Genomic DNA, 23,743 nt, shown 5'->3' with positions numbered 1-23,743 from the left:
GTTTAGAGAAAAAGGGGTTGACTTGAATGCTCGCTTCTTTACAAAAAATCGGAAAGGCGCTCATGCTGCCGGTTGCAACACTCCCTGCTGCGGCTTTGCTGCGAAGGTTCGGTGCAATTGATTATATCCATGATTTTCACCTGGGAGATAACATCGGCGGGTTTTTGAACCAGTATGTTGCCCCATTCCTTCAAGCCGGAGGCTCAGCCATCTTTGATTATTTGCCTCTGCTGTTTGCAGTGGGCATTACGATCGGTTTAATCGGCGACGCTGCGGCAACATTGGCGGCAGTAATTGCTTATCAGGTACTGGTAACGGTCCTCAGCAAGATGCCGGTAGCATTTCCCGAGTTCATTGGAAAAGATGAAAAGCTGGATATGGGCGTTATCGGAGGGATTATTGCCGGGGTCATTGCATCCTATTTATTTAAAAAATACCATGCGATCAAGCTCCCCGAATGGCTTGGCTTTTTTGGCGGGAAACGATTTGTACCGATCATCACATCGCTTACGATGGTTCTTGTCGGCATTATCCTTGGCTTGATATGGGGACCTGTACAGCACGGGCTTGATTCGTTCGGACGGTGGTTTACCGATTTGGGAAGCGTTGGGGCGTTTATTTTTGGGACGGCGAACCGTCTGCTGATTCCATTCGGTTTGCATCATGTAATCAATTCCATCGCCTGGTTCCAAATCGGGGATTATACGAATGCGTCAGGTCAAATCGTCCATGGGGATCTGTACCGGTTTTTCAGCGGAGACCGGACGGCTGGTCAATTCATGACAGGCTTTTTCCCTATTATGATGTTCGCGCTGCCGGCGGGAGCTCTGGCCATTATTCATTGTGCGAAGCCGGACAAAAGAAAGCTGATTTCTTCTGCATTTATCGGAATCACCTTGACGTCTGTTCTGACAGGCATCACGGAGCCGCTTGAATTCGCTTTCATGTTTGCTGCGCCCGGATTGTATGTGATCCACGCTATTATGACCGGCTTATCAGGAGCAATAGTTGAATTTATGGGGATCAAGCTCGGGTTCGGCTTCTCGGCAGGTCTTATTGATTATGTGCTGAATTATCCGCTGGCGACGCATCCATTGCTGATCATTCCGATCGGTTTAGGCTTCAGTGTCGTATATTATGTCTTATTTCGAGTGCTTATTTTGAAATTTAACCTGAAAACGCCCGGACGAGAGGAAGAGGAGCTTCTTTCCGCTGCTGCTGGCAATATGTCTCCGAGGCAGCGTACGCGGGATAAGGCACAGCGCGTACTGGCAGCCATTGGCGGAGCCGGGAATGTCGGCGGGGTGGATGCGTGTATTACCCGGTTGAGGCTCGTGCTCACAGATGATAACCTTGTCGATGACAAGGAGCTTAAGGGACTTGGCGCTTCCGGTGTTATGCGGCTTGGCCAAGGCGCTGTTCAGATCATATTTGGCACGCAATCCGATCAGTTGAAGGATGAAATCAAAAAGCTGCTCTAAGCTCTATGAGGAACGAAGTTCATATTCTATAATGGTTAGAATATCCCTGAAAATGGGTAAAATACCATGGTAGAAACAGGAGGTGCATTTCGTTATGAAATATAGAGTGGAAAGAGATACGATGGGTGAGATTCAAGTCCCGATAGATAAATTATGGGGAGCACAAACCCAACGCAGCAGCGAAAATTTTAAAATCGGTTCGGAGCGAATGCCGCTGAGGGTGATTCAGGCGTTCGCCATCTTGAAGAAAGCGGCGGCACGGGTGAATCTTCAGCTGGGAAAGCTGGACAAGGAGAAGGCGGAAGCGATCGTCACCGCGGCTGATGAAATCCTGGCAGGGAAATGGGATGACCAATTTCCTCTTGTCGTATGGCAAACGGGCAGCGGAACGCAGTCCAATATGAACGTCAATGAAGTTATAGCCCACAGGGCGAACCAGCTGCTTGAAGCGGCGGGGAAACCGGCTAAGGTTCATCCAAACGATGACGTAAACAAATCGCAAAGCTCGAACGATACGTTTCCGACGGCATTGCATATCGCGGGGGTATTGGCGGTTGAGAACCAGCTGCTGCCAGCGCTCAAGACGCTGAAAGAAACGCTTCGAGGCAAGATGGAAGCATTCGCTGATATTATTAAAATCGGCCGGACCCATTTGCAGGATGCCACTCCCTTGACATTGGGGCAAGAGATCAGCGGCTGGTGGGCCATGCTGGAGAAGACGGAGCGAATGATTCGAGAAAGCGTCCATACGATGAAGGAGCTTGCGATAGGAGGAACGGCGGTAGGAACCGGGCTTAACGCTCATCCGCAGTTCGGGGAGAAGGTAGCGGAGGAAATTAGTAAGGAGACGGGCAAGGAATTCGTATCCGCCCCTAACAAATTTCATGCTTTGACGAGTCATGATCAGGTCGTCTACGTTCATGGAGCCATGAAAGCATTGGCGGCCGATTTGATGAAAATCGCCAATGATGTTCGTTGGCTTGCCAGCGGTCCGCGCTGCGGAATCGGAGAAATCACTATTCCGGAGAATGAGCCGGGCAGCTCGATTATGCCGGGTAAAGTGAATCCGACTCAGAGCGAAGCGATGACGATGGTGGCATGTCAGGTGATGGGCAACGATGCGGTCATAGGCTTTGCGGCTAGTCAAGGGAATTTTGAGCTCAACGTTTTTAAGCCGGTGATAATTCACAATTTTCTTCAATCCGCTCAGCTGCTGTCAGATACGATGCTATCCTTTAATGACCATTGTGCGGTGGGTATTGAGCCTAACCGTGATGTTATTGATAAATATGTAAGGGAATCCCTCATGCTTGTCACTGCGCTCAATCCGCATATCGGCTACGAGAAAGCGGCTATAATCGCCAAGACGGCGCACCATGAGAAGCTCACGCTAAAAGAAGCTGCCGTCCGAAGCGGCTTCTTGACAGGGGAGCAATTCGATGAATATGTGCGGCCGGAGCAAATGGTGACGCCAAATGCATAAATAGGAATTATTATTAAGAGGACCTGTCCGGCGGATACCGGACAGGTTCTTGTATTTGGGCCTCAAAGCGGCTATTTGTAATATTTCCTGTACTCCAACGGTGTCATGCCTTCATGCTGCTTAAACACGGCGCAAAAATAGCTGGGAGCCTGAAATCCGACTCTCGAGCCGATGTCCGCTACGGAGAGCTCTTCCTGATCGAGAAGCAGTTCCTTTGCCTTTTGCAATCGTAAACGAATTAAATACATGACCGGGCTCATTTGTAATGACTGCTTGAACAAACGGCATAAATATTGCGGTGATACGCGGATGATCTCGGCCAATTGGTCTAGGGAAATATCCTCGGATAAATGAGCTTCAATATGGGAAAGTACAGGCTGCAGACGATGATAGGTCGAGCTGCTAGTCTCATAATGCTCCTGATTGACGCTGCGGCTAAGCTCAATTAAAAAGCTGTAAAGCTTTCCCGAGGAGAGAAGCCCGCTGTCGGGATGGTTAGATAACGCTGATACGTAAATATCATTTATCAATCTATCAAGAAGCTGCAGATTTATATGTTTGAACACTTGAGAGCTGTGAAGTCCGGTCTGCTGAAGAAAGCTGCCGACTGCATGCCCTGAAAAGGCAACCCAATGGGTTTCCCACGGCTCCTCTACTGCTGAGTAGACATACGAGCTCTCGGGATAGAGAAGCAAGCCTGATTGCTCCGTCAGGGAATGCTCGACTCCATTCAAAAGAAGCCTACCGGCTCCTCGAATCGTATGAAGCCAAACATAATGAGGATAACCATGCAGCCGCCGGATCGGAGTTTGATTGACCATGCCCCCAACAGAATATACATAAAAAGGAAACTGTTTCTCGGAGGTGATAATTGGAAGCACGAATTTATTCATACTTGACCCCCAGTAGGTTTCAAAAATTGATATAAGTTCAAAAAATTAAGCTTGTTATGTCTATTATAAAACCTTAATCTATAAAAGAAAAGCGATAGGAAACAGCTCCCGTCATTCATTAAAATAATATCATTCTGCAATCGGCTTGCTCCTGGGTGGCTGGATGGAAGGATGATGGCAAAGGTTCGCCTTCGGCTGCTTTGAGATGATCGCTGGCATCCTATATTTTATCAGGGTTCGTGCCAGGATGACCGCAAGTAATAGCTGAGAGAAGCATAAGACAATATGGAGGATCAGGACAATGACAGCAGAAGCAGTGAAAAAGCAAGTCACTATTTATTTAGCCGGTGATTCCACGGTACAAACCTATAATGAAAGCTCAGCCCCCCAAGCAGGCTGGGGACAATATATCGCAGAATATTTCAGCGAGGACGTCCGCTTTGTGAATAAAGCCATAGGCGGGAGGAGCTCAAAATCTTTCGTTGCGGAAGGGAGACTAGCCGCGATAGAGGAAGAAATTCAGCCTGACGATTACTTGTTCATTCAGATGGGTCATAACGATGCCACGGTTAGCAAACCGGAGAGATACACGGAACCGTTCACAGAATATAAGCATTATTTGGGCATGTATATCGCAGGCGCCAGAGAACGGCAAGCAATCCCTCTGCTTATCACCCCGGTAGGAAGGCTGCATTATGAGCAAGGACGATTTCTGAATGACTTTGAAGATTATTGCACAGCCATGAAGCAATTAGCAGAAGAAGAGCAGGTACCTGTACTTGATCTGATGACATTGAGCCTTAAGTATTTCACCGACCTCGGATATGAGAAGGCCAAGGATTTGTTTATGATCTCCCATAACGGGACAGACTGCACTCATTTTAACGAGAAGGGTGCACAAGCTGTAGCAAGGCTGGTCTCTCAAGCCATTAAAGATATGAAGATGGAGCTGTCAGATTATGTGACGCTTACCCCGTACTCCTGATTTCTGGTAAACTAAGATGTAAACATTGGAGACAAGGGGCAGGATACGAATGAAGCAGGATTTGGAGACATTTGACATCTTGGATAGGGAAATGAAGCTTATTGGCACGGCCACCCGGCGGCAGGTTCATGAGCAAGGCTTATGGCACCAAACATTTCAATGCTGGATCCTGTCTAAGCAGGAGGATGAGTGGTTTCTGTTATTTCAAATGAGGCATCCGGATAAGGATACGTTCCCCAGCCTGCTCGACATCTCATGTGCCGGACATTTGCTAGCCGGGGAACAGGTGAAAGACGGCGTTAGGGAATTAGAGGAAGAGCTTGGGGTTCAGGTAGAATTTAAGGAGCTCCATTCCTGCGGAATCTATCAAGAGGAACAGTTGCTCGACGGAGGAAAGACTGATAGGGAGTTTTGCCACGTATTCGTACTGAAGGATGATAGACCGCTTCATGCCTATCGGCTTCAAGAGGACGAAGTTACCGGGTTATATCGGGTTCGTCTGTCGGATGTGAGGAGGTTGTCCCATGGCCAGCTGGATGCTCCAATTTGTGCAAATGGAATGGAGCCTGACAGTAACGGCCTGTTAAGGGAAGTCGAGCGCACGTTTGATGCAGGGGACTTTGTTCCGCATGGGAAAGACTATTTCACAATGGTAATGGATACCATCGAGACCATGATATAATAAAAAAAGCTTTGTACCGGATAAAAATCGCTTTTTATGCCGGTGCCAAAGCTTTTTTTGCTCATAAGCGATAGTGTCTAGCGTCCTGACCGCTTGACGAAGTCTCTGACCATATCCACGGTAACATAGGGCCGTGTGGGGGAGATGCCATGCTTCGCATGCTCATTAATTCGAGTCGTAAAGGCATTAATCTCGTCAACGGTAAACGGCTGACCGGATGCACAAAGGTTCAGGGCGCGATCGATAGCAGCTTCTCGCTGCTCGTCCAATACTTGAAATTGTTCAAGATGGGAATGCATTTTGCGGGTGTGTGCGGTTATTGCTTCGTGTACGCTCATAAGTACAAGCTCCTTTTGCTTCTGATGCTAGTTATGATACTACGTGATAAGGGTATACGGCAAGTAAGGGAGCCTAGTAATCTAGAACAATCGGACCGTGATCCTTATCCAGTTAAGGCTTGAGGTAAGCCGCCAGCAAACGTCCTTTGTCTGCCGCAGTGCGGGCCGTAGTCAATGCAATCACCCGTACCATTCCCTCATCCGCAATTGGAACGGCCGCCAGGGAAGCGGAAGCGAGATTGCGTGCAGCCATTTCGGGTAAGATGGTAATACCGGCTCCTGTAGCCACATAGCCAAGGATGAACTCGTTAAAGCCGACCTCGGTTTTGACAGAGAGACCAAAGCCAGATTGCTCCATTCGCTCTGTAAGTGTCTGTCGGATCCTGCATTCCGGTGTATGCAAAATGAATGGCTCCTTACTTAATTCGGCAAGGGAGACCGAAGTTCGTTGTGAGAAAGGATGTTCCTTATAGACTATTGCAACATAAGGCTCCGAGAATAACGTGTGCTCCCAGGTTGAAGAGACTCCTTCCGGGAGTCGTTCACATACAATGGCATCGAGTTCCCCTGCCTGGAGCCGGCTATATAGCTCGGATGATGTATTCATCACACGGAGATCGAGCTGCAGCTGTGCGGCTTCCATAGCATATACCTTCTCTGGCATATAGCCGGAGGCTAAGGTAGGCAGGGTGCCGAGCGTAAGTTGACGGATGCTTTGCTGGTTCCATTGGCCCATTTCGGAACGAATGGCAGACAGCTCTTGATAGAGAGGCTGTAGACGCTCCAGAAGATGCTTGCCTGCCTCCGTTAACTCAACACCGGTGTTTGACCTGTGAAAGAGAGCGACTCCATAATAGGCTTCCATGGCTCGCAGCTGTTTGCTGAGTGCCGGGTGGGTCAGATGAAGCTTCTCGCTTGCTTTGGAAATGCTGTTCCATCTTGCAGTCTCCAGAAAGCTTCTTATATATTCGATATTCAAGGCATCACCTGATTTCTAGCGGGTATGATCTTCAGCATACCAGAGAGGTCGAAGGCTGCCAAGCTGCCATTTGGATCTAAAGGTGAACGATAATCGTTACGGATCCGGTACCGTCTGCAGCTTCAGAAGAGACCATGTTCGCAGGCTGAAACTTTTGGTAACATCAGTGCAACCAATCGGAAATTCACAGGCAGCCTATCTTCGTTTATTCTGTCCTTACGACAGATGAAGGAGATGATGGCATGAAGGCAAGTATTATCGGAACAGGCCGTATGGGACAAGGGCTGGCTAAGGTGCTCTCTCCGGTTATACCGGATCTATTGTGGGCCTCGCGATCGAAGGAAAAGGTCAGCAGACTGATGGAAGAGGGAGGCTATGAAGCTCTGGGCGTCAAAGCCGCTTCATATGAGGAAGCACTTCAGTCCGATATCATCTTCCACAGCCTCTGGTTCAGGGATGTGATTCCCTGGGCAGTAAAGCATAGGGACTGTCTATCGGGCAAAATCCTGGTCGATCTGTGCAATCCCTTCACGGACGATTTCAGCGATTTCACGACTGACTGGGGAACATCGGCAGCAGAAGAGCTTCAGCGGGTCATACCGCAATGCTATGTTGTCGGAGCCTTCAAAAACACCTTCTTCAAAGTATTGGAACAACCGATCCACCATAACGAACGGAGCGATGTGTACGTAACCGGGGACGATCAGCAAGCCAAGGAAACCATCATGCGGCTGCTTCACGGCATTCCCTTTCGAATACTGGACGGCGGGAAGCTGAGCAATAACCGGACGATCGAGCGAATGACGTTATTCGAAAGAGAATTAGCCATTCGATACGGTCATTATCCTTATGTATCGTTCAAGCTTTTCGGGATGGAAGAGCAGGTGGACTCTATTTAAACCAATTCAACCCATCACAGAGATCAGGGAGGTGCTATCAAGCCCCATATTGATTTCTTACAGGAGCAGGCTTTCCGGGATATCCGGGGGCCTGCTTTTTGCAAGGGGAGCTATTGGATGCTATGAATCAATCAAATGCAGAACAAATGTTCTATTTGTACAAAACGGAGCATGCGCCCAACCCAAATGCATAGGCTAATCATAAGATAGATATACAAACGTTGTCTGCTTAATATTATCAGAAAATTCAAATATTTATCCTGAGCCTCGAAGTAAGCGAAGCTGGAAAACGGATTGCATGCCGGTTCATACCATCAAGAGGATCCGCGAAGTGAGGTGAAACTTGTCCAATGAGAAGAACTCAGGAAATGATACGAAAATCGGAAAGGTTCGGAGCCCATAATTATCATCCGCTTCCTATTGTTATCGCGCAGGCCGAAGGCGTGTGGGTCCGGGATGTGGCGGGCAAACGATATATGGATATGCTGAGCGGCTATTCAGCTTTAAACCAGGGGCACCGCCATCCGAGAATTATTCAAGCGCTCAAGGATCAAGCCGATAAAGTGACGCTGACCTCGAGAGCGTTCTACAATGAGCGGATGGGAGACCTGCTGGAGCTGCTGTCCGGTATTACCGGCAAGGATGCGTTCCTGCCGATGAATACCGGAGCCGAAGCAGTAGAAACGGCGATCAAGCTGGCCCGCAGGTGGGCATACCGGGTGAAGCAGGTCCCGGACGACGAGGCGGAAATCATCGTTTGCGAGAACAATTTTCACGGCAGAACGGTGACGACGACATCATGCTCCAGCACATCGGAATATCGGCAGCATTTCGGCCCCTTTACTCCGGGCATCCGGGTAATTCCATTTGACGATACCGAGGCTTTGGAGCAGGCGATAAGCCCCAGGACGGCTGCTTTTTTGATAGAACCGATCCAAGGTGAAGCGGGAATCCGCATTCCCCGTGACGGCTTTTTGCGGAGTGCGGCCGATCAATGCGCCAAGCATCAGGTGTTGTTTATAGCGGATGAGATTCAATCGGGCCTGGGCCGTTCGGGGCAATGGTTTGCGGCCGATTGGGAGGCTGTCGTTCCCGACGTGTATATATTAGGGAAAGCGTTAGGCGGGGGCGTCCTTCCCGTATCCGGGGTTGCCGCGAACCGTGATCTGATGGATGTATTTGACCCAGGCTCACACGGATCAACTTTCGGAGGAAATCCGCTGGCTTGCGCCGTAGCGATAGCTTCGCTTAAGGTGCTTCAGGAGGAGCAGCTTATTCAGCGTTCCAGAGAGCTCGGCGACTATTTCCTCAAGAGGCTGAGGCAAGAGCTTCACTCATCCAGGGTCAAAGATATCCGGGGCAGGGGGCTGTTCATCGGCATCGAGCTGTCTGTTGCGGCACGTCCTTATTGTGAAAGACTGATGAACTTAGGCATGCTGGCCAAGGAAACACACCATTTTACAATCCGATTAGCGCCGCCCCTCATCATCACCAAGCAACAGATAGACTGGGCAGTAGAGAAGATCAAAGCGGTTTTGAATTGATCTCAAGGGAGGAGAGATCGTTATGATACCTTATCGTCCGGAACCGTTAACGGATTTCACGAATCCGGCGGAAAGCCGTATATTATCGGAAGCATTAGCCGCCGTGAAAGGGCAGCTAGGCCGCAGCTATCCAATACGCATCGGTGCAAAGGAGCTGACAGCGGATGGTGTCATCGAATCTGTCAATCCATCAAACCCTAGTGAAATCATAGGGAAGGTATATAAAGCGGACCGTTCACTGGCCGAAGAGGCTATACGCTCTGCAGCGTCTGCTTTCCAATCCTGGTCCCAGGTCCGTGCGGCTGACCGGGCGGGCTTGCTATGGAAGGCAGCCGCGGCCTTGCGCAGACGCAAGCATGAATTCAATGCCTGGCTTATGCTCGAGGCCGGGAAAAGCAGGGTGGAGGCGGATGCCGATACGGCGGAGGCTATCGACTTTCTGGAATATTATGCGCGCCAAATGATAGAGTTATCGGATCGCGGCCGCAAGGAGCTGATATCCATTGCGCAAGAGCGCAATGAGCTCACTTATATTCCATTGGGCGTGGGCATCATTATTCCGCCATGGAACTTTCCGTTGGCTATTATGGCAGGTATGACAACGGCAGCTATCGTATGTGGGAATACGGTTGTGCTGAAGCCGTCGAGTCAGACGCCGGTCATAGCGGCCAAGTTCGTAGAGCTGCTGTTCGATTGCGGCTTGCCTGACGGTGTGGTTAACTTCGTACCGGGGAGCGGGAGCGAAATCGGTGATGTGCTCGTAGAGCATCCGCTTACACGGTTTGTTTCCTTCACCGGCTCGCGTGATGTCGGAGTTCATATACAGGAGCTGGCTGCTAAGGTGAATCCAAAGCAAATCTGGCTGAAACGGTTCATCGGGGAGCTTGGCGGCAAGGATTCCATTCTGGTTGACCGGGACGCCGACCTGGAAGCAGCAGCCAAAGGGATTGTCGTATCCGCCTTTGGCTATTCGGGGCAAAAATGCTCCGCATGCTCCCGGGCAATCATTCACCAGGATGTCTACGATCAAGTGTTGAACCGATGCATCGCCTTAACCAAAGCGCTGAAAGTCGGAGACGTAACGGATGCGGCCAACGATACCGGTCCGGTCATTGATGAAGCCTCTTTCAAGAAAATTATGGAGTATATTGAAATCGCCAAGGAAGAAGGCCGCATTGCAGCAGGCGGGCATGCGCTTCCTTTGCCGGGATATTTTATTGCACCCACCATTATTGCAGATGCTGCACCGGATTCGCGGATCATGCAGGAAGAAATTTTCGGGCCGGTTGTTGCCTTTACACCTTGTACCGATTTTGATCATGGGTTGGACATTGCCAACAATACCGAATATGGCTTGACGGGTTCGGTATATACCCGGAACCGGGAGCATATTGCCAAGGCCAAGGAGCGGTTTCATGTCGGCAATTTGTATATCAATCGTAAATGCACCGGAGCCGTAGTAGGCGTGCATCCTTTCGGCGGATTTAATATGTCGGGAACCGATTCCAAAGCCGGAGGCCCGGACTATTTGTTCTTATTTACCCAGCCCAAAGTGGTTTCGGAGCTTCTTTGAAGAGGGGGAGGACATGACATGCCGATGGATTCCTGGTTTCGTCGTGCAGTGCTTTTTTTGGCGGAGCAGGAGATGGTGAAGTCGATGTTCCGTAAATACGGAATGCGTATGGGGGTTCAACGATTTGTAGCTGCCGAGTCGTTAGAAGGAGTGCTGAAAAAGGTAAGAGAGCTGAATAGTCAAGGTCTTGCCGTGACACTGGATTATTTGGGAGAAAGCGTAGAAGACCCTTCTATGGCTGACGAGGCGGCCGCCCAGATTATGGAAATGCTTCGGGTTATTCATGAGAAGCAGCTGGATGCGCATGTCTCCGTAAAGCTTAGTCAGCTGGGATGCACTATAGACCCGGGAATCTGTACCCGGCATATGGAGCGGATTGCTGGAGCCGCCAAATATTATAGGAATTTTGTACGGGTAGATATGGAAGATTCCACATTAACTGAAATGACGCTGGAGCTGTTCGAAAAGCTGGTAAAGCGTTTCGGAGCAGGTCATATCGGAACGGTGCTGCAAGCTTATTTATACCGCTCTCCCGATGATTTAATCCGATTGGAGCAGTATGCGGCAAACGTAAGAATTGTTAAAGGAGCGTATAAAGAAGAGGCGAACATAGCCTACCCCAATAAATCCGATGTAGATAATCAGTATGTGGCGTTAGTGAAAGCCCATCTCGATGGAGGCTATTATACGGCAGTTGCTACACATGATGCGAACATCATTGATACGGTGATCGCTTATGCGGAGCAGCACGAGATTCCGCGAAATCAGTTTGAGTTTCAAATGCTGTACGGCATAGCCCCTCAGCTCCAGCTGCAGCTGGTTCAACGCGGGTTCCGAGTAAGAATCTATACCCCTTTCGGTAAACAGTGGTATCCGTATTTCACCCGACGTATCGCAGAGAGACCGGCCAACATGTTCTTTGTCCTGAAGGGATTACTGCGCAAGTAACGGGGGGAGTGGGCAGCATGATAACGAAGCATAAACCGATCGATATCATTGGCGTCCCGTTTGATCTGGGTGCGGGCAGCAGAGGCTGCCGAATGGGCCCTGATGCAATACGATGTGCGGAGCTGATACAGCGTCTGCGATCGGAAGGCAGGGAAGTGAAAGATACAGGGGATATTATGGTACCACCCGCTTCATCCGAGCCTGTCATAGGGAGCGCGAAGGCCAAATATTTACGGGAAATCGTAAAGGTGAACCGGAGATTGTACCGTACCGTCGTCGCCTCAATCCAAAACGGAAGATTGCCGCTCATTCTTGGCGGGGATCACAGCATTGCGGTTGGAAGTATTGCCGGGGCGGGACAATGGAAGCGGATTGGGGTCATTTGGTTCGATGCGCACGGCGATCTGAATACCATACAAACAAGTCCGTCGGGCAACGTTCACGGCATGTCGTTGGCGGCTTCGCTCGGCTGCGGTCATCATGCCCTGACCCGATTGGGAGGGAATCAGCCAAAGATACGGCCGGAACACGTCGTTCTTATCGGTACACGCTCCCTGGATCCAGGAGAGGAGGAGCTGATCCGGCGAATGGGGATACAGCTCTATTCTGCCAGGGATGTCAAGCGGATGGGGATGGAGGAGGTCGTTCAGCGTGCTCTGGCTGCGGTATCCGGGCATACGGACGGCGTTCATGTAAGCTTTGATATGGATGGTCTGGACCCATCCGCCGCTCCTGGAGTCGGTACGCCTGTGTCAGGGGGAATCCGTCTCCAGGAAGCCAAGACGGCCATGGAGCTTATTGGAGAATCCGGAACGCTGATTAGTGCGGATTTCGTTGAAGTCAATCCTGCACTGGATCTTCGTAACCGCACCTCCCAGGCAGCAGTTGAGCTGATGTGCAGTTTATTTAGAATGCGATAGAGATATGATCCCAGGACATGCCGGATTTATTAGTGTGTAATCAGTTTGAAAAGGTCCCCTTTTATTTCCTGCATGGTATAATGCTTCCATAGCTGATTTGACGGGATGGGGGCGGACGGGTGAAAGCCATGAGTGAAACAGTAAAACGTGTGATGGACAGCTATTGCCGTGTATTAACCGATGAGCTGCCTGGCCAAGTGTACGGCGTTTATTTATATGGATCAACCGCACTGGGACATCATAATCCCAGACGAAGCGACATCGATTTTTTTACTGTGCTGTACAGCTTGAATCAGCATACGCTTCCGCGTATACAAGCGGTTCATGAGCGACTGCTTATGGAGAATGACCTTGCCAATAAGCTGGAAGGGGAATACTCCCTGTTAAGTCATATACCAAAAGAACGTCGGCAGAAGTGGTACCGGTATACGTCAATGGGTATGTTTGAATGGGAGGATATGGATAATCATATCACCTGGTACCAGCTAAAGCATCACGGAATGACCGTATGGGGGCCGGACGTGTCCGCACTTGCGATTGAGGCCGATTGGAAGGATCTACGGGATATAACGAGACGAAATCTTGAAGGTTACTGGGCGAAGCAGGCTAATCGGAAGCCTGAGACAATCGATCCCGCCCATGTGGATGAGGCTGTGGAATTCGGCGTGCTGTCCTTATGTCGCATGTATATTACCTTAGAGACAGGGGAGATGGTGACGAAGGAGAGAGGAGGAGAAATGATGCTCACCAGACTGCCGGACAGCTGGTATCCCATTGTCAAGGAAGCTTTGAGGATTAGAGAGGGGCAGGAGATCCTTTCCCCGTACGCGGCCGAAGAACGAATTGTCTTGACACAGTCCTTTATCCGGTACATGTCCGAACGATGCTCCCCTTTTTTGAACTAAATTTATAAAAAGGAAGAACGCCCCGGAATAGGGGCATTTTTTTGTCCGTTTTTTAGAGGAAATAAATTTCTGAATGTACAAAATAGTATTGATCTTTTTTGAAATAATGCTAATATAGATATTCTCTGGAAAATTCATCCTGACGCGAGGTGAACTCTATTTTATACCCTTTATGGCAGCGAATAAGGGCAGTAAGCACTTTTTTGTCATCTGCCGATGCCAATCCGGTCATAATTAAGCCGGCCGCCGACTTTGTCAATTTGCTTCTCCTGCCGGCTCAGCTTCTTCTGCTTAAGTGGGTCATAGACGGACTATCCGCATGGAACGGCGGAACGGTTCAGCAAGACCTTATTATCGCATCGGGCTGGCTTGCTGCAGTCATGTTGGTTCAAGCCCTTATAGGCCGTACATCCCTCTTATCCCACAACCGGTTAAATGAGATTGGCCAATATGAAGTGGAGCGGGCAGTTCTTGAGAAAAACGCCAGGCTGAACCTGTCTCTACTGGAATCACCATCGATACAAAATCTTCGTACCCGCGCTCTTCGCGCCTCGCCCGAAATCCTTTTTATGAATGGCTATAGCTACATCCAACAACTCATTCAAAGCGTCCTATTGCTTTCCATCCTTGCTTACTTCGGTCAGTGGGCAATCGTTCTTTTCTTTCTAATTGCTCTCCCGATTCAGCTTCCCCTGCGATCCTATGCTGCACGGAAAGCGGAGCGGCTTCAGCACCAGCAAATTCCCGAGCGGAGAAGGGCTCATTATCTCGCGCAGCTTATGACTTCGAGAATTCCTGCTAAAGAAATTCGCCTGCTTGACCTAGGCAGCTATTTTCAGGCCTCCTGGATGCGCTTGCACACTAAATCCTCTAAGGAAACGGTGAGACAACGAATAAAAGAGCAGCTGCTGCAGCTTCCGTCGGAGCTGGCGGTCGCCTTGGTCCGTGCAGCCATGGCAGCTATCGTAGTGCTGGTTGCCGTCCAGCGCGGCAATACAGCCGGCGAGGTGGCGTTACTCCTTCAAATCGCCATAACCCTTGGCGGATTATGGCCCGGACTGCTGGATTTGCATGCAAGCTTGAAGCAGCAAAGCCTGCGGTGGGATGAGCTGCAGCAGTACCTTCAGCTGGAGGAGGATAAAGTACATGTTCCTTCGTACCCAAGCGGCGGCATAAGCGAGGCTAGGGCTGGCTCCCAGCGGTCCGCAGCGACAGCGGCAGCATTGAAGGTAGAATGGTTGACCTTCACCTATGAAGGAAGAGATACCCCTGCTCTTGAAGATATAACCTTTCAGGCAGCTGCCGGCGAGAAAATGGCTATCGTAGGGGAGAACGGATCCGGCAAATCCACCCTGGTCAAGCTGCTTATGGGTCTATATCTGCCTCAATCCGGCAGCGTCGAGTATTACTCTCAGGCTGGGACACTTTTGTCCGCGACAGAAGCATCCGGTTGCTTCACGGCTGTCCTGCAGGATTTCACCAAAATGAATCTGTCCGTTCGGGAACAAATCGCCATTGGCAGCATAGGCCGTCTTCACGACGATCCGGCTCTCTTAGCAGCCCTAAGGCAAGCGAACGCTCATACTTGGGGGCTCGGATTAGATGAGCGGATCGGCCCGGAGTTCGGAGGAAGGGAACTGTCCGGAGGGCAGTGGCAGTCCTTAGCTGCGGGCAGGGCTTACATTAGAGAGGGGAGCATCCTGTTCTTCGATGAACCGACATCAGCGTTAGACCCACTGGCCGAGAAGGCGGCAATAACAGATTTTTTGCGCATTGCAGGAAAAAGGACAGCCTTCCTGGTGACCCATCGGTTGGGGGCGGCCCGCATGGCGGATCGCATTCTGGTATTGCAAAACGGCCGTCTGATAGAGCAGGGGACGCATGATCAGCTTATGACGGCATGCGGGGAATACGAAAGACTGTATCGTATGCAGGCTTCCTGGTACCAGGAAGGGGTAGTGAGGTGATGGAACAATGAATAAGGCTCTTGGAGGGCGCAGAACCTTAAGCGGCATGCTTCTGCTGTTATATCATATAGGAAAGCGGATGCCCCTGCTTACATGCGTATGGCTGTTCGTTCCGATTGGTATCGGGATGCTGGTGATCCCCCTCATGCTGTCTCAAAAGCAGATGATCGATAAGGCTGTTACCGGGCTTGCATGGGGGACCTCCACCATAGATGAAATGCTTCCGGTTTTGTTTCTTTTTGGCGGAACCATAACCGTGCAAGTAATTGCGGAATCGCTAAGAAAGATCGTTGACGAGACGATGAATCACCGCGCTGCCGCATACATTCAGGCCGAGATTTTTACCATATCGACGACGGTTCCTTTAGAACGATTCGAGCACTCCGAGTTTTATGACCGGCTGCACCAGGCTCATCAAGCCGCAGGCCAAGATTTGATCGGCATGCTCCGCAACGGAATCGATTCCGTGCAAAGACTGGCAGCGCTTGCGGCCATGGTGATTGTTGTATCGCAGGGCCATTGGTTGCTTGGGTGCATTCTGCTGGCCATGAACGGGCTGTCCTTGTATTTTCGATTAAAAATTGAAATAGCCAAGAGAAAATGGGACAAACAAGCAACGACGGATGGCCGGCTGTCCCAGTATTGGATGAAGCAGCTGTCCGATCCCGGAACCTTGAAAGAAACCAAGCTATTCGATTCGACCGGCTACTTCATCCGACTGTGGAGCACAAGTACGCTGAACCAGCGTTCCGGCAGGTTTGCTATGAGCCGCAAGGGAAAACAAGTTCGGGTTCTGGGTATCGCTTGTACATATTACGGGAGCTTTCGGCTCCGTTGCCGTCTTGATCCTCCTGGTGGGACGGGATGGATTGACTCCCGGGTTGGCTGCCATTGTTTTTCAAACGGTACTCCAATCGCAAGGAACTGCAATAAGACTTACCTGGCCCTTGAGCAAGCTGGTTATGCAAGCTGGCAAAGCGGCGGATCTTTTTGCCTTTTTGAATGAAAACAGGGCACAGGTTCATGAAGAGGCATCGCTGGCAGAGATGGGACCGCTGAAGGAGATTTCGTTTACTAACGTTGGCTATACATACCCTAATTCAAATAAGCCCGTTCTCAAAGACTTGAATGTGACGATTCGGGCAGGGGAAATCATTGCTTTGGTTGGAGATAACGGATCGGGAAAGTCCACTTTTTTGAAGCTGCTGCTCGGATTGTATGATCCTGGTGAGGGGCAGGTCAGCTGGAACGGGGCGAACCTGTCGGCAATGGGAACGAATCGCAAGGCTCTATGGGAACGTATCAGCTCGGTATTCCAGGATCACGAGAGATACGCCTTTACCTTGCGCGATAATGTCACGCTCGGCAGCCCTGCACGGGCACATGAGGACAAAGAGATAGAATCTGCGCTGGAGGCCAGCGGAATTCACAAGTTTGCGGAGAAGGGCTTGGACACTTGGCTCGGCCGTTTGGATGAAGACGGAGTGGGGCTGTCCGGAGGACAATGGCAAAGACTCGCAATGGCCAGGGCCATGTTCAGACAAGGGGAATTGGTCATACTCGATGAGCCGACGGCGGCGATCGACCCTGCCAGCGAATTGGAGCTATTCGAGCAGTTTCGCCGGTTGTGTGAAGGCAAGACAGCCATCTTCGTCTCGCACCGCCTGGGCTGGGCGAGGTTTGCGGACCGGATTCTTGTCATGGACCAAGGAAAGCTGATAGAGGATGGTACCCATGAACAGCTCATGCTGCATAACGGTAAATATGCTTCCTTTTACCGGGAACAGGCGCAATGGTACCAGTATGGCTGAATCCAATAAGAAAGCAGGAGATGAGATGAACAGCTGTATCCTTAGAGCCATTGAGGCATTTGGTCTTTCCGCGCATGAGATACGACCGGTATCGGATTCATTCAGTTCCGAAGTTGTACAAATCGTATTGCAGCAGGGGGGATCGGTCTATATCAAAATTCCTTACAATCGAACCAAGCTGTATCGGGAATATAGCATGTTGAACCGACTATACGAGTATCGTCTTCCGGTTCCCCGAGTACTTGATATATGGGAAGGGGATGAACAAACCAACGGGGCGCTGCTCTTAATGGCGATAGAAGGGAGCCCGCTCCAGAATACGGATGATGTGAACCTTGCCTATTCGATCGGTGCGCTGCATGCCGAGCTTCATTCCGTGCCGATGCCGGGATACGGCTATGACGGGCAGGACGGATTTCGATATATCGAGCAGCAAGACTGGAGAAGTTATATTCGGAGACAATTTGACTCATTCAAAGCTCCTTGCCGGGAGCTTCTTCCTCAGGGGTTATACGATGCATGCCTGTCTCATTTTGATTCCGTCTTCACGAAGCTGCCTGCGCCGGATGGCCCGTGTGTGATTCATATGGACTTCAGGCCTGGTAATTTGTTGGTGAACGAATCACGTCTGGCCGGGGTTATAGACTTTGAGAGTTCCCGGGGAGGCTCGTCCGAGTGCGATTTTACGAAAATGGACCGCTATCTGTGGCAGGATCGGCCATCGATGAAAAATGCATATCTTCAAGGATATACCAGTGTTCGTCCCATACTGGATCTCGATTTGGTGCTGCCTTTTTATTCGTTTTATGATTCCTTCAGCTCCGTAGGGTGGTGTAAACAGAGGGGACTGGAAAAGAACCGGCGTTTCTATGAGGAAAGCGTTGCTGTTCTTTGTCATGAAACAGGGTGGAAGGGAAAAGAGTGAGAGGAGAGAGGGCGTACCTGGATACACGAGAGATGAACCCGGATTTTGTGGTAAAATGTATACGTCCTTTCGCCGCCTATCAAACGGTAATCGGACCCTTCGATTCCGTTGGGTATTATTTTCGATGCAAGGAGAGTGGGAAAGTTATGACATGGAAGCTTGATAATGCAGTTGAACTACATAAAGAATCCCCGTACACTTTTTATCTTCCAAGTGAGCAGATTGTACAACAGCTTCAAGCGGGGGATAAGGTTAAGCTGATTTTTATGTCTGAAACGGTGCTTGAAAATGGCTATGAAGGAGAACGGATGTGGGTAGAAATTATGGAGAGAGCTGGGAACGACTTCAAGGGGAAGTTGGTCAATCAGCCTTTTTACCTCGATTCTTTACAGTATGGAGACATTATTCATTTTAGTTCCATCCATATATGCAACACCCAATTAGATGATCCGCATTCCAAAGAGATGGACTTTTATTTTGAAAATAAGGTTACCGTGAGTAATGACGTATTAGCAAGGAATGAGTTTAACTTTATGCTGAGATTTGAACCCTATGATGAGAGCGACTTGGGATGGGTTTTCTTCAGCGGGTATGAACAGGATGATTTCAATACGGACCCTGATAACTTTCAAGTCATCTCAGTGGGAAAAATGCTGAATATAGATGATTCCATATTGGAATTTCTTCATGACAGCATACCTTGCGCTTATGAGAGAGAGGCGGCATCAAGAAAGCTGCTAAAAGTTGAAAATTATGATTTTAGTATTCATGAGTAAAGTGGATGGTGGATAAAATTAACATTCTTTTTGTGTATATGGATGAAGAGCTTATTGAGATTCTTACATCCAGAGTATCAGAGCACCTCGATGTCACAGAATGAAAGCATGTAAAATCGTCTAAGAAAGGATGGCTTAGAATGAATCTCATTGAAATCACGAAACAAAATATTGACCAAGAACATATTTGCTGCGCATTAGGTGCCAAACAGTACGAGCAGGCCGTGCTTGAAAAGAAACAATGGCTTAAGGACCGGATGGAAGAGGGGCTGACTTTTGTCCGTCTGAACGAACGAGCAAAGGTGTTTATAGAGTACCTTCCGGCAGAAAAAGCGTGGATACCGATTCAAGCACCTAACTATATGTATATTAATTGTTTATGGGTTTCTGGGAGATACAAGGATAAAGGATATGGAAAACAATTGCTAAATAGATGCAAGGAAGACGCAATGGCGCTTGGTATGGATGGTATTGTTCATATTGTTGGGAAGAAGAAGCTGCCTTATTTGAGCGATAAGAAATACTTCGAACACGTGGGTTTTAAAGCAGTGGATGAATCTGGGCCTTACTTTGAGTTAATGGTGCTGAGATGGAATGATGCTGCCGCTATCCCTTCGTTCAACGTCTCATCTGTTCCAGATGCCAAGGGTATCCAGATCTATTATACAGCTCAGTGCCCTTTTGCGGTTGGAGTATTAGAGGAACTAAGGGAGGTTGCAAGGAACGGGGGATTTGATTTCAATACCTACTGTTTCCAAGCGAGAGAAGAAGCTCAGAAGGCTCCATCAGCATGGACAACATTTAGCATATTTTATAATGGAACATTTATCACGCATGAAATATTGAGTCCCAAAAAATTCGAGAGTCTGTTAAAAGAGTTAAAGTAAACTTTGTTTAAGAAGCCGAATAGATAGAATCGATATAAACAGCTCAAACGGGTTCAAGAGAATGGAGAGCATTAAGGTATACGGTAACGTATGCTTTTTTTGTGCTTAAAAGAAGTTGGAGAATACGATGAAGCTGAAGCCTAAGCAGAAGGGATTATGCACCCTTGCGCGAATGTTATATATCTCTAGGAAGATTTAGACAAAAGGGTGTTGATGGCATATGGTTAAAAGCCGATTTTTCCGAAGAAGTCTGATCCTGATTCTGATTATCTCCAGTATTCCGGGGCTTATTGTGAGCGGGGTATTTTACTGGATCGCTGGGGGGCCTCTGGCAAATGATATCCTGCGGCTGCATGAGGAGCAAATTACGCAAAGAGCGGCTAATCTGGACGATCAGTTCGCCTATCTGGAAGCGTCGATTTCCCATTGGGCGTTCGATCCGAAATTCAATTTGAATCTTAAGAAAACCGATTTGGGCAGGGAATTCGAAACGACCCGTGACATTATCAAAACACTCGGCGTCATGAAGGGATCCAGCCCTTTTGCGAAAAATGTCGAGCTGTATTTGAACGCTGCGCGACCATACTTGTTCAATCGGGAATACGACGTACTGACAGAGACCAACGCGCTGGACAGCTATAATGAGCTGCTCGCCAACCCCAAATGGGTCTATTGGACATGGCTGCCGGAAAATGCGAATCGTCCGGGCAGGATGGATTTAACCTTGGTCCATAAAATACCTGCGATGGAGCCGTATCCTTTCGGGGCGTTATTGATCCGACTGGATAAGGACAAGGCAACCGGGATGTTGAAAACGTTAACGCCATACAATGTCGGAGAAACGTTCATCATGCAGGGGAACGGGGAGATGCTGCTGTCAAGTGCGGGGACGGCCGAAGCCTCCCCCTTCGAAACGGCTTTAAAGCAAGAAGTGCTCTCCAAGGGCTTGAAAGCAGGGTCGTTTTTGTACAAATGGGACAAAAACACCTATACGGTGTCGTTCGGCAGCTTTGTGCGGATTGGCACCGAATGGACCTATGTGTCCGCTTCACCGATCAGCGTCATAACGAAGCCGGTCGTCTTTATTTCGAAGATTATTTTATCCGTCAGCTGCGCTTCGCTTCTGCTCGTCGTCATTTTGTCGTGGCTTGCTTCCTACAAAATTTATACGCCGATCGACCGTCTCGTACGACTGCTAGGAGCGGACCGGCTGTTCTCGAAAAGCCAAGCGGATCATCATGATGAATTCAATCTGATTGAAAAGCAGTGGCTGCATCTGACCCGGGAAAGTGCGGCACTTCAAACCAAGCTGGAGCAGCAGCTGCCGCATGTCAAGGAGGGCTTCCTGCTGCAATTAGTGCAAGGCTTTCTGTACTCTTACTCGGAAGAGGAGCTGCTTGAGCGCATGAGAAACTACGGCTGGGAGGTGGATGGCCGGCAGTTCATCGTCCTGCATATCCAATTAACCGGCTTCGAGCATTTGGAGGGACGGTTCTCCCAAGGGGACGAGGGTCTGGTTACTTTCGCTGCGGCGAACATTATTGAGGAATTGGCCGAAAGCCGGTTCGAGCAGGTCAATATGATCAATTTCCATGATTTGTCGATCGGATTGCTGGTAATATTCCCTTCCGGCCAGCCTTACACCGAGGAGCTTCATGCGCTGTGCGGAGATATGATGCAGGCAATCGATCATATCCTCAAATTGCAGGTATCCATTACGATCGGCAGACCGTCAACCTCCATCACGGATATTGCCGCTCATTATGAAGAAGTGAGGGAGGCACTGATTTACCGTAATTTTGTAAGCGAGAATCAGATCATCAATCTGGAGTCGCTTGAGGCGGAGCCTCACTCTAATGAGCTTCGCTATCCGTTCGCGTTGGAACGGGAATTATTACAGCTGATCCGCACCGGACAGCAGCAGGAAACGCAGCACTTAATCGAAGCGTTCCTGAATGAGCTGCTCGAGAGGGGAGCCAAGGAAATCGATGTTCAGCAAAGCATGCTCCAGCTGCTCGGCAGCATTCTGCACACGATTCGGCATTCCGGGATGGACCCGGTGCGAGTGTTCAAATCGAGCAATTTGTATGAACAGCTGGCCCAAATACGGGACTCGCAGAAGATGATGAAATGGTTCCACCATAAGGTGATTCAACCGTATATGCAGGAGCTGGAAGCGCGGGCCGACGTACAAACCAAGAGAATCGTGGAAACCGCACTGATCTATTTGCAAGACAATTACATGAACGAGATCTCTCTGGACAGCTGCGCCGACCATGCGGGCATGAATCCGGTGGTGCTGAGCCGGTCGATTAAACAGGTTACAGGCAAAAACTTCATCGACTATTTGACGGAGCTCCGCATGGATAAAGCCAGGGAGCTGCTCCGGGAAACCGATCTCAAAATCAATGATGTGGCGCTTCGGGTCGGCTACCAGCACAGTTATTTTAATCGCATTTTCAAAAAGCAGGAGGGCATCACTCCGGGAGAATACCGGGAGAGAAGCCGGAACAAATAAACCGGCTAAAACCATGTTAAGCAGGGAATTCGCCTGCGGTTCAAAGGACAACATGCTGCTGTCAGCGGCAGGGTTGTCCTTTTTTGCGCGTGTTATTAACAAAATCCTATCCTGTACGAAAAGTGCAAATACGGCTTGAATACGCAGTTGTAAAAGTCTAATTGTAGGAAACGTACGGCCCGTATACAGTGTTGCTATGGCTTCGCAATCCGATACTAATCCGTTCGAGAAGGAGTGAGAACATGAATCAAGCATGGGGTACCGAACCAGCTGCGGCAAGTGCTTCCGTCATCACCCCGCGCAAGCGAAAAACATGGCTGACCCGGGTAGTGAGAGACAAGCATTTGATGCTGCTGCTTCTCCCGGGTCTGCTCTACTTTATTGTTTTCAAATATGTTCCGATGTGGGGGGTGCTGCTGGCTTTCAAAAACTATCAGCCATTCATCGGATTTATGGACAGCGAATGGGTAGGCTTCGACCATTTCAAGCGGTTTTTCGCCGATCCGGTCTTCTTTCACCTTATCCGTAACACCTTGCTGCTTGGCTTGTACGATATGGTATTTTTCTTTCCGGCGCCGATTATTCTGGCTCTTATGTTAAATGAGGTGCGTGTTGCCTTCTATAAACGGTTTATTCAGTCGATCATCTATATGCCTCATTTTATCTCCATGGTTATCGTCGCCAGCATCACGTATCTTCTGTTGACCACGGAGGGCGGAGTCATCAACGAGCTGCTGGTGAAGGTGATCGGGAAGAAAATCGAATTTCTGACGAGTGAATCCACGTTCCGCCCGATGATCATCATTCAGAGTATATGGAAGGAAATGGGCTGGGGGACGATCATCTTCCTCGCTGCGCTCGCCGGGGTTGATCAAGAGCAGTACGAAGCGGCAACCGTCGACGGGGCGAGCCGGTTTCGCCAGTTGTGGCACATAACGCTGCCGGCCATTCAAGGCACCATTATCGTGCTGCTCATTCTGCGGATGGGGAATTTCCTCGACCGGGGCTTCGAGCAGATCTTGCTTATGTCCAATGCGTTGAACCGTCCGGTCGCCGACGTATTCGATACGTACGTGTATACGGTGGGGATTACGCAAGGCGCATTCAGCTACAGCACCGCCGTCGGGTTGTTCAAAGCCGTCATCGGGGTGACCCTGGTGTTTACATCCAACTATTTGGCCAAAAGAGCCGGCCATTCCGGCATATTCTAACCGGGGAGGAGAAGCTGT

The 23,743-nt window shown here is 49.6% G+C and carries 21 protein-coding genes; 18 read left to right on the top strand and 3 right to left on the bottom strand.

Going from position 1 to position 23,743, the window contains the following annotated elements; all coding sequences use genetic code 11:
- Positions 1–26: 26 nt before the first annotated feature.
- Both B1728_RS18805 and fumC read left to right on the top strand, forming a co-directional pair.
- Positions 27–1,481 (top strand): PTS transporter subunit EIIC, encoded by a 1,455-nt coding sequence (locus B1728_RS18805; RefSeq protein ID WP_079911899.1) that lies wholly within the window; start codon positions 27–29, stop codon positions 1,479–1,481.
- 94 nt (positions 1,482–1,575) lie between these two features.
- Entirely contained in the window at positions 1,576–2,964 is a 1,389-nt protein-coding gene (gene fumC / locus B1728_RS18800; RefSeq protein ID WP_079911898.1) for a class II fumarate hydratase, read from the top strand.
- A 71-nt stretch (positions 2,965–3,035) separates the two neighbouring features.
- On the opposite strand, the gene B1728_RS18795 is transcribed toward fumC, so the two are convergent.
- Entirely contained in the window at positions 3,036–3,857 is an 822-nt protein-coding gene (locus tag B1728_RS18795; protein ID WP_079911897.1) for an AraC family transcriptional regulator, read from the bottom strand.
- A gap of 301 nt (positions 3,858–4,158) precedes the next feature.
- Here B1728_RS18795 and B1728_RS18790 point away from each other — a divergent pair, with 301 nt between their 5' ends.
- A complete protein-coding gene (locus tag B1728_RS18790) occupies positions 4,159–4,842 on the top strand; it encodes a rhamnogalacturonan acetylesterase (RefSeq protein ID WP_079911896.1) in 684 nt (227 codons plus the stop codon).
- Positions 4,843–4,891: 49 nt separating this feature from the next.
- Complete coding sequence (locus B1728_RS18785; RefSeq protein ID WP_079911895.1) at positions 4,892–5,524, top strand: NUDIX hydrolase; 633 nt, start codon at positions 4,892–4,894, stop codon at positions 5,522–5,524.
- A 77-nt stretch (positions 5,525–5,601) separates the two neighbouring features.
- On the opposite strand, the gene B1728_RS18780 is transcribed toward B1728_RS18785, so the two are convergent.
- Together B1728_RS18780 and B1728_RS18775 are read right to left on the bottom strand one after the other, a co-directional pair.
- On the bottom strand, positions 5,602–5,862 hold the full coding sequence (locus B1728_RS18780) for a YpbS family protein (protein WP_079911894.1): 261 nt from the start codon (positions 5,860–5,862) through the stop codon (positions 5,602–5,604).
- A gap of 112 nt (positions 5,863–5,974) precedes the next feature.
- Positions 5,975–6,841: a LysR family transcriptional regulator gene (locus tag B1728_RS18775; RefSeq protein ID WP_079911893.1), complete on the bottom strand. Its 867-nt coding sequence runs from the start codon at positions 6,839–6,841 to the stop codon at positions 5,975–5,977.
- A 242-nt stretch (positions 6,842–7,083) separates the two neighbouring features.
- Between B1728_RS18775 and B1728_RS18770 the strand changes: the two genes are divergently transcribed.
- The 14 genes from B1728_RS18770 (at position 7,084) to B1728_RS18705 (ending at position 23,725) form a co-directional block, all read left to right on the top strand.
- A complete protein-coding gene (locus B1728_RS18770; RefSeq protein WP_079911891.1) occupies positions 7,084–7,740 on the top strand; it encodes an NADPH-dependent F420 reductase in 657 nt (218 codons plus the stop codon).
- A gap of 350 nt (positions 7,741–8,090) precedes the next feature.
- Positions 8,091–9,284 (top strand): ornithine--oxo-acid transaminase, encoded by a 1,194-nt coding sequence (locus B1728_RS18765; protein WP_079911890.1) that lies wholly within the window; start codon positions 8,091–8,093, stop codon positions 9,282–9,284.
- A gap of 22 nt (positions 9,285–9,306) precedes the next feature.
- The gene (pruA, locus tag B1728_RS18760; protein ID WP_079911889.1) at positions 9,307–10,857 is read left to right on the top strand and encodes an L-glutamate gamma-semialdehyde dehydrogenase; all 1,551 of its coding nucleotides are present in this window, start codon (positions 9,307–9,309) and stop codon (positions 10,855–10,857) included.
- An 18-nt stretch (positions 10,858–10,875) separates the two neighbouring features.
- The gene (locus tag B1728_RS18755; protein ID WP_079911888.1) at positions 10,876–11,805 is read left to right on the top strand and encodes a proline dehydrogenase family protein; all 930 of its coding nucleotides are present in this window, start codon (positions 10,876–10,878) and stop codon (positions 11,803–11,805) included.
- 17 nt (positions 11,806–11,822) lie between these two features.
- The gene (gene rocF / locus B1728_RS18750) at positions 11,823–12,725 is read left to right on the top strand and encodes an arginase (RefSeq protein WP_079911886.1); all 903 of its coding nucleotides are present in this window, start codon (positions 11,823–11,825) and stop codon (positions 12,723–12,725) included.
- A gap of 128 nt (positions 12,726–12,853) precedes the next feature.
- Positions 12,854–13,630 (top strand): aminoglycoside adenylyltransferase domain-containing protein, encoded by a 777-nt coding sequence (locus tag B1728_RS18745; RefSeq protein ID WP_144027913.1) that lies wholly within the window; start codon positions 12,854–12,856, stop codon positions 13,628–13,630.
- A 203-nt stretch (positions 13,631–13,833) separates the two neighbouring features.
- A complete protein-coding gene (locus B1728_RS18740; protein ID WP_079911884.1) occupies positions 13,834–15,597 on the top strand; it encodes an ATP-binding cassette domain-containing protein in 1,764 nt (587 codons plus the stop codon).
- Between the two features lie 7 nt (positions 15,598–15,604).
- On the top strand, positions 15,605–16,603 hold the full coding sequence (locus tag B1728_RS18735; protein WP_079911883.1) for a hypothetical protein: 999 nt from the start codon (positions 15,605–15,607) through the stop codon (positions 16,601–16,603).
- Entirely contained in the window at positions 16,560–17,408 is an 849-nt protein-coding gene (locus tag B1728_RS18730; RefSeq protein WP_079911882.1) for an ABC transporter ATP-binding protein, read from the top strand. The genes B1728_RS18735 and B1728_RS18730 overlap by 44 nt, the downstream gene beginning before the upstream one ends.
- Before the next feature lie 25 nt (positions 17,409–17,433).
- Positions 17,434–18,333 (top strand): phosphotransferase family protein, encoded by a 900-nt coding sequence (locus B1728_RS18725; RefSeq protein ID WP_079911943.1) that lies wholly within the window; start codon positions 17,434–17,436, stop codon positions 18,331–18,333.
- A gap of 146 nt (positions 18,334–18,479) precedes the next feature.
- Positions 18,480–19,109, top strand: coding sequence for an immunity protein Imm33 domain-containing protein (locus B1728_RS18720; RefSeq protein ID WP_079911942.1), 630 nt, complete (start codon positions 18,480–18,482; stop codon positions 19,107–19,109).
- A 140-nt stretch (positions 19,110–19,249) separates the two neighbouring features.
- Positions 19,250–19,996 (top strand): N-acetyltransferase, encoded by a 747-nt coding sequence (locus B1728_RS18715; protein WP_079911881.1) that lies wholly within the window; start codon positions 19,250–19,252, stop codon positions 19,994–19,996.
- Positions 19,997–20,216: 220 nt separating this feature from the next.
- On the top strand, positions 20,217–22,514 hold the full coding sequence (locus B1728_RS18710; RefSeq protein WP_079911880.1) for a helix-turn-helix domain-containing protein: 2,298 nt from the start codon (positions 20,217–20,219) through the stop codon (positions 22,512–22,514).
- 242 nt (positions 22,515–22,756) lie between these two features.
- Positions 22,757–23,725 (top strand): ABC transporter permease, encoded by a 969-nt coding sequence (locus tag B1728_RS18705; protein ID WP_079911879.1) that lies wholly within the window; start codon positions 22,757–22,759, stop codon positions 23,723–23,725.
- The last annotated feature ends 18 nt before the right edge of the window (positions 23,726–23,743 follow it).

The sequence above is a fragment of the Paenibacillus sp. 32352 genome (assembly GCF_002042965.1).
GTDB lineage: Bacteria > Bacillota > Bacilli > Paenibacillales > NBRC-103111 > Paenibacillus_S > Paenibacillus_S vulneris.
This window is presented reverse-complemented; position numbering and strand designations above follow the sequence as displayed.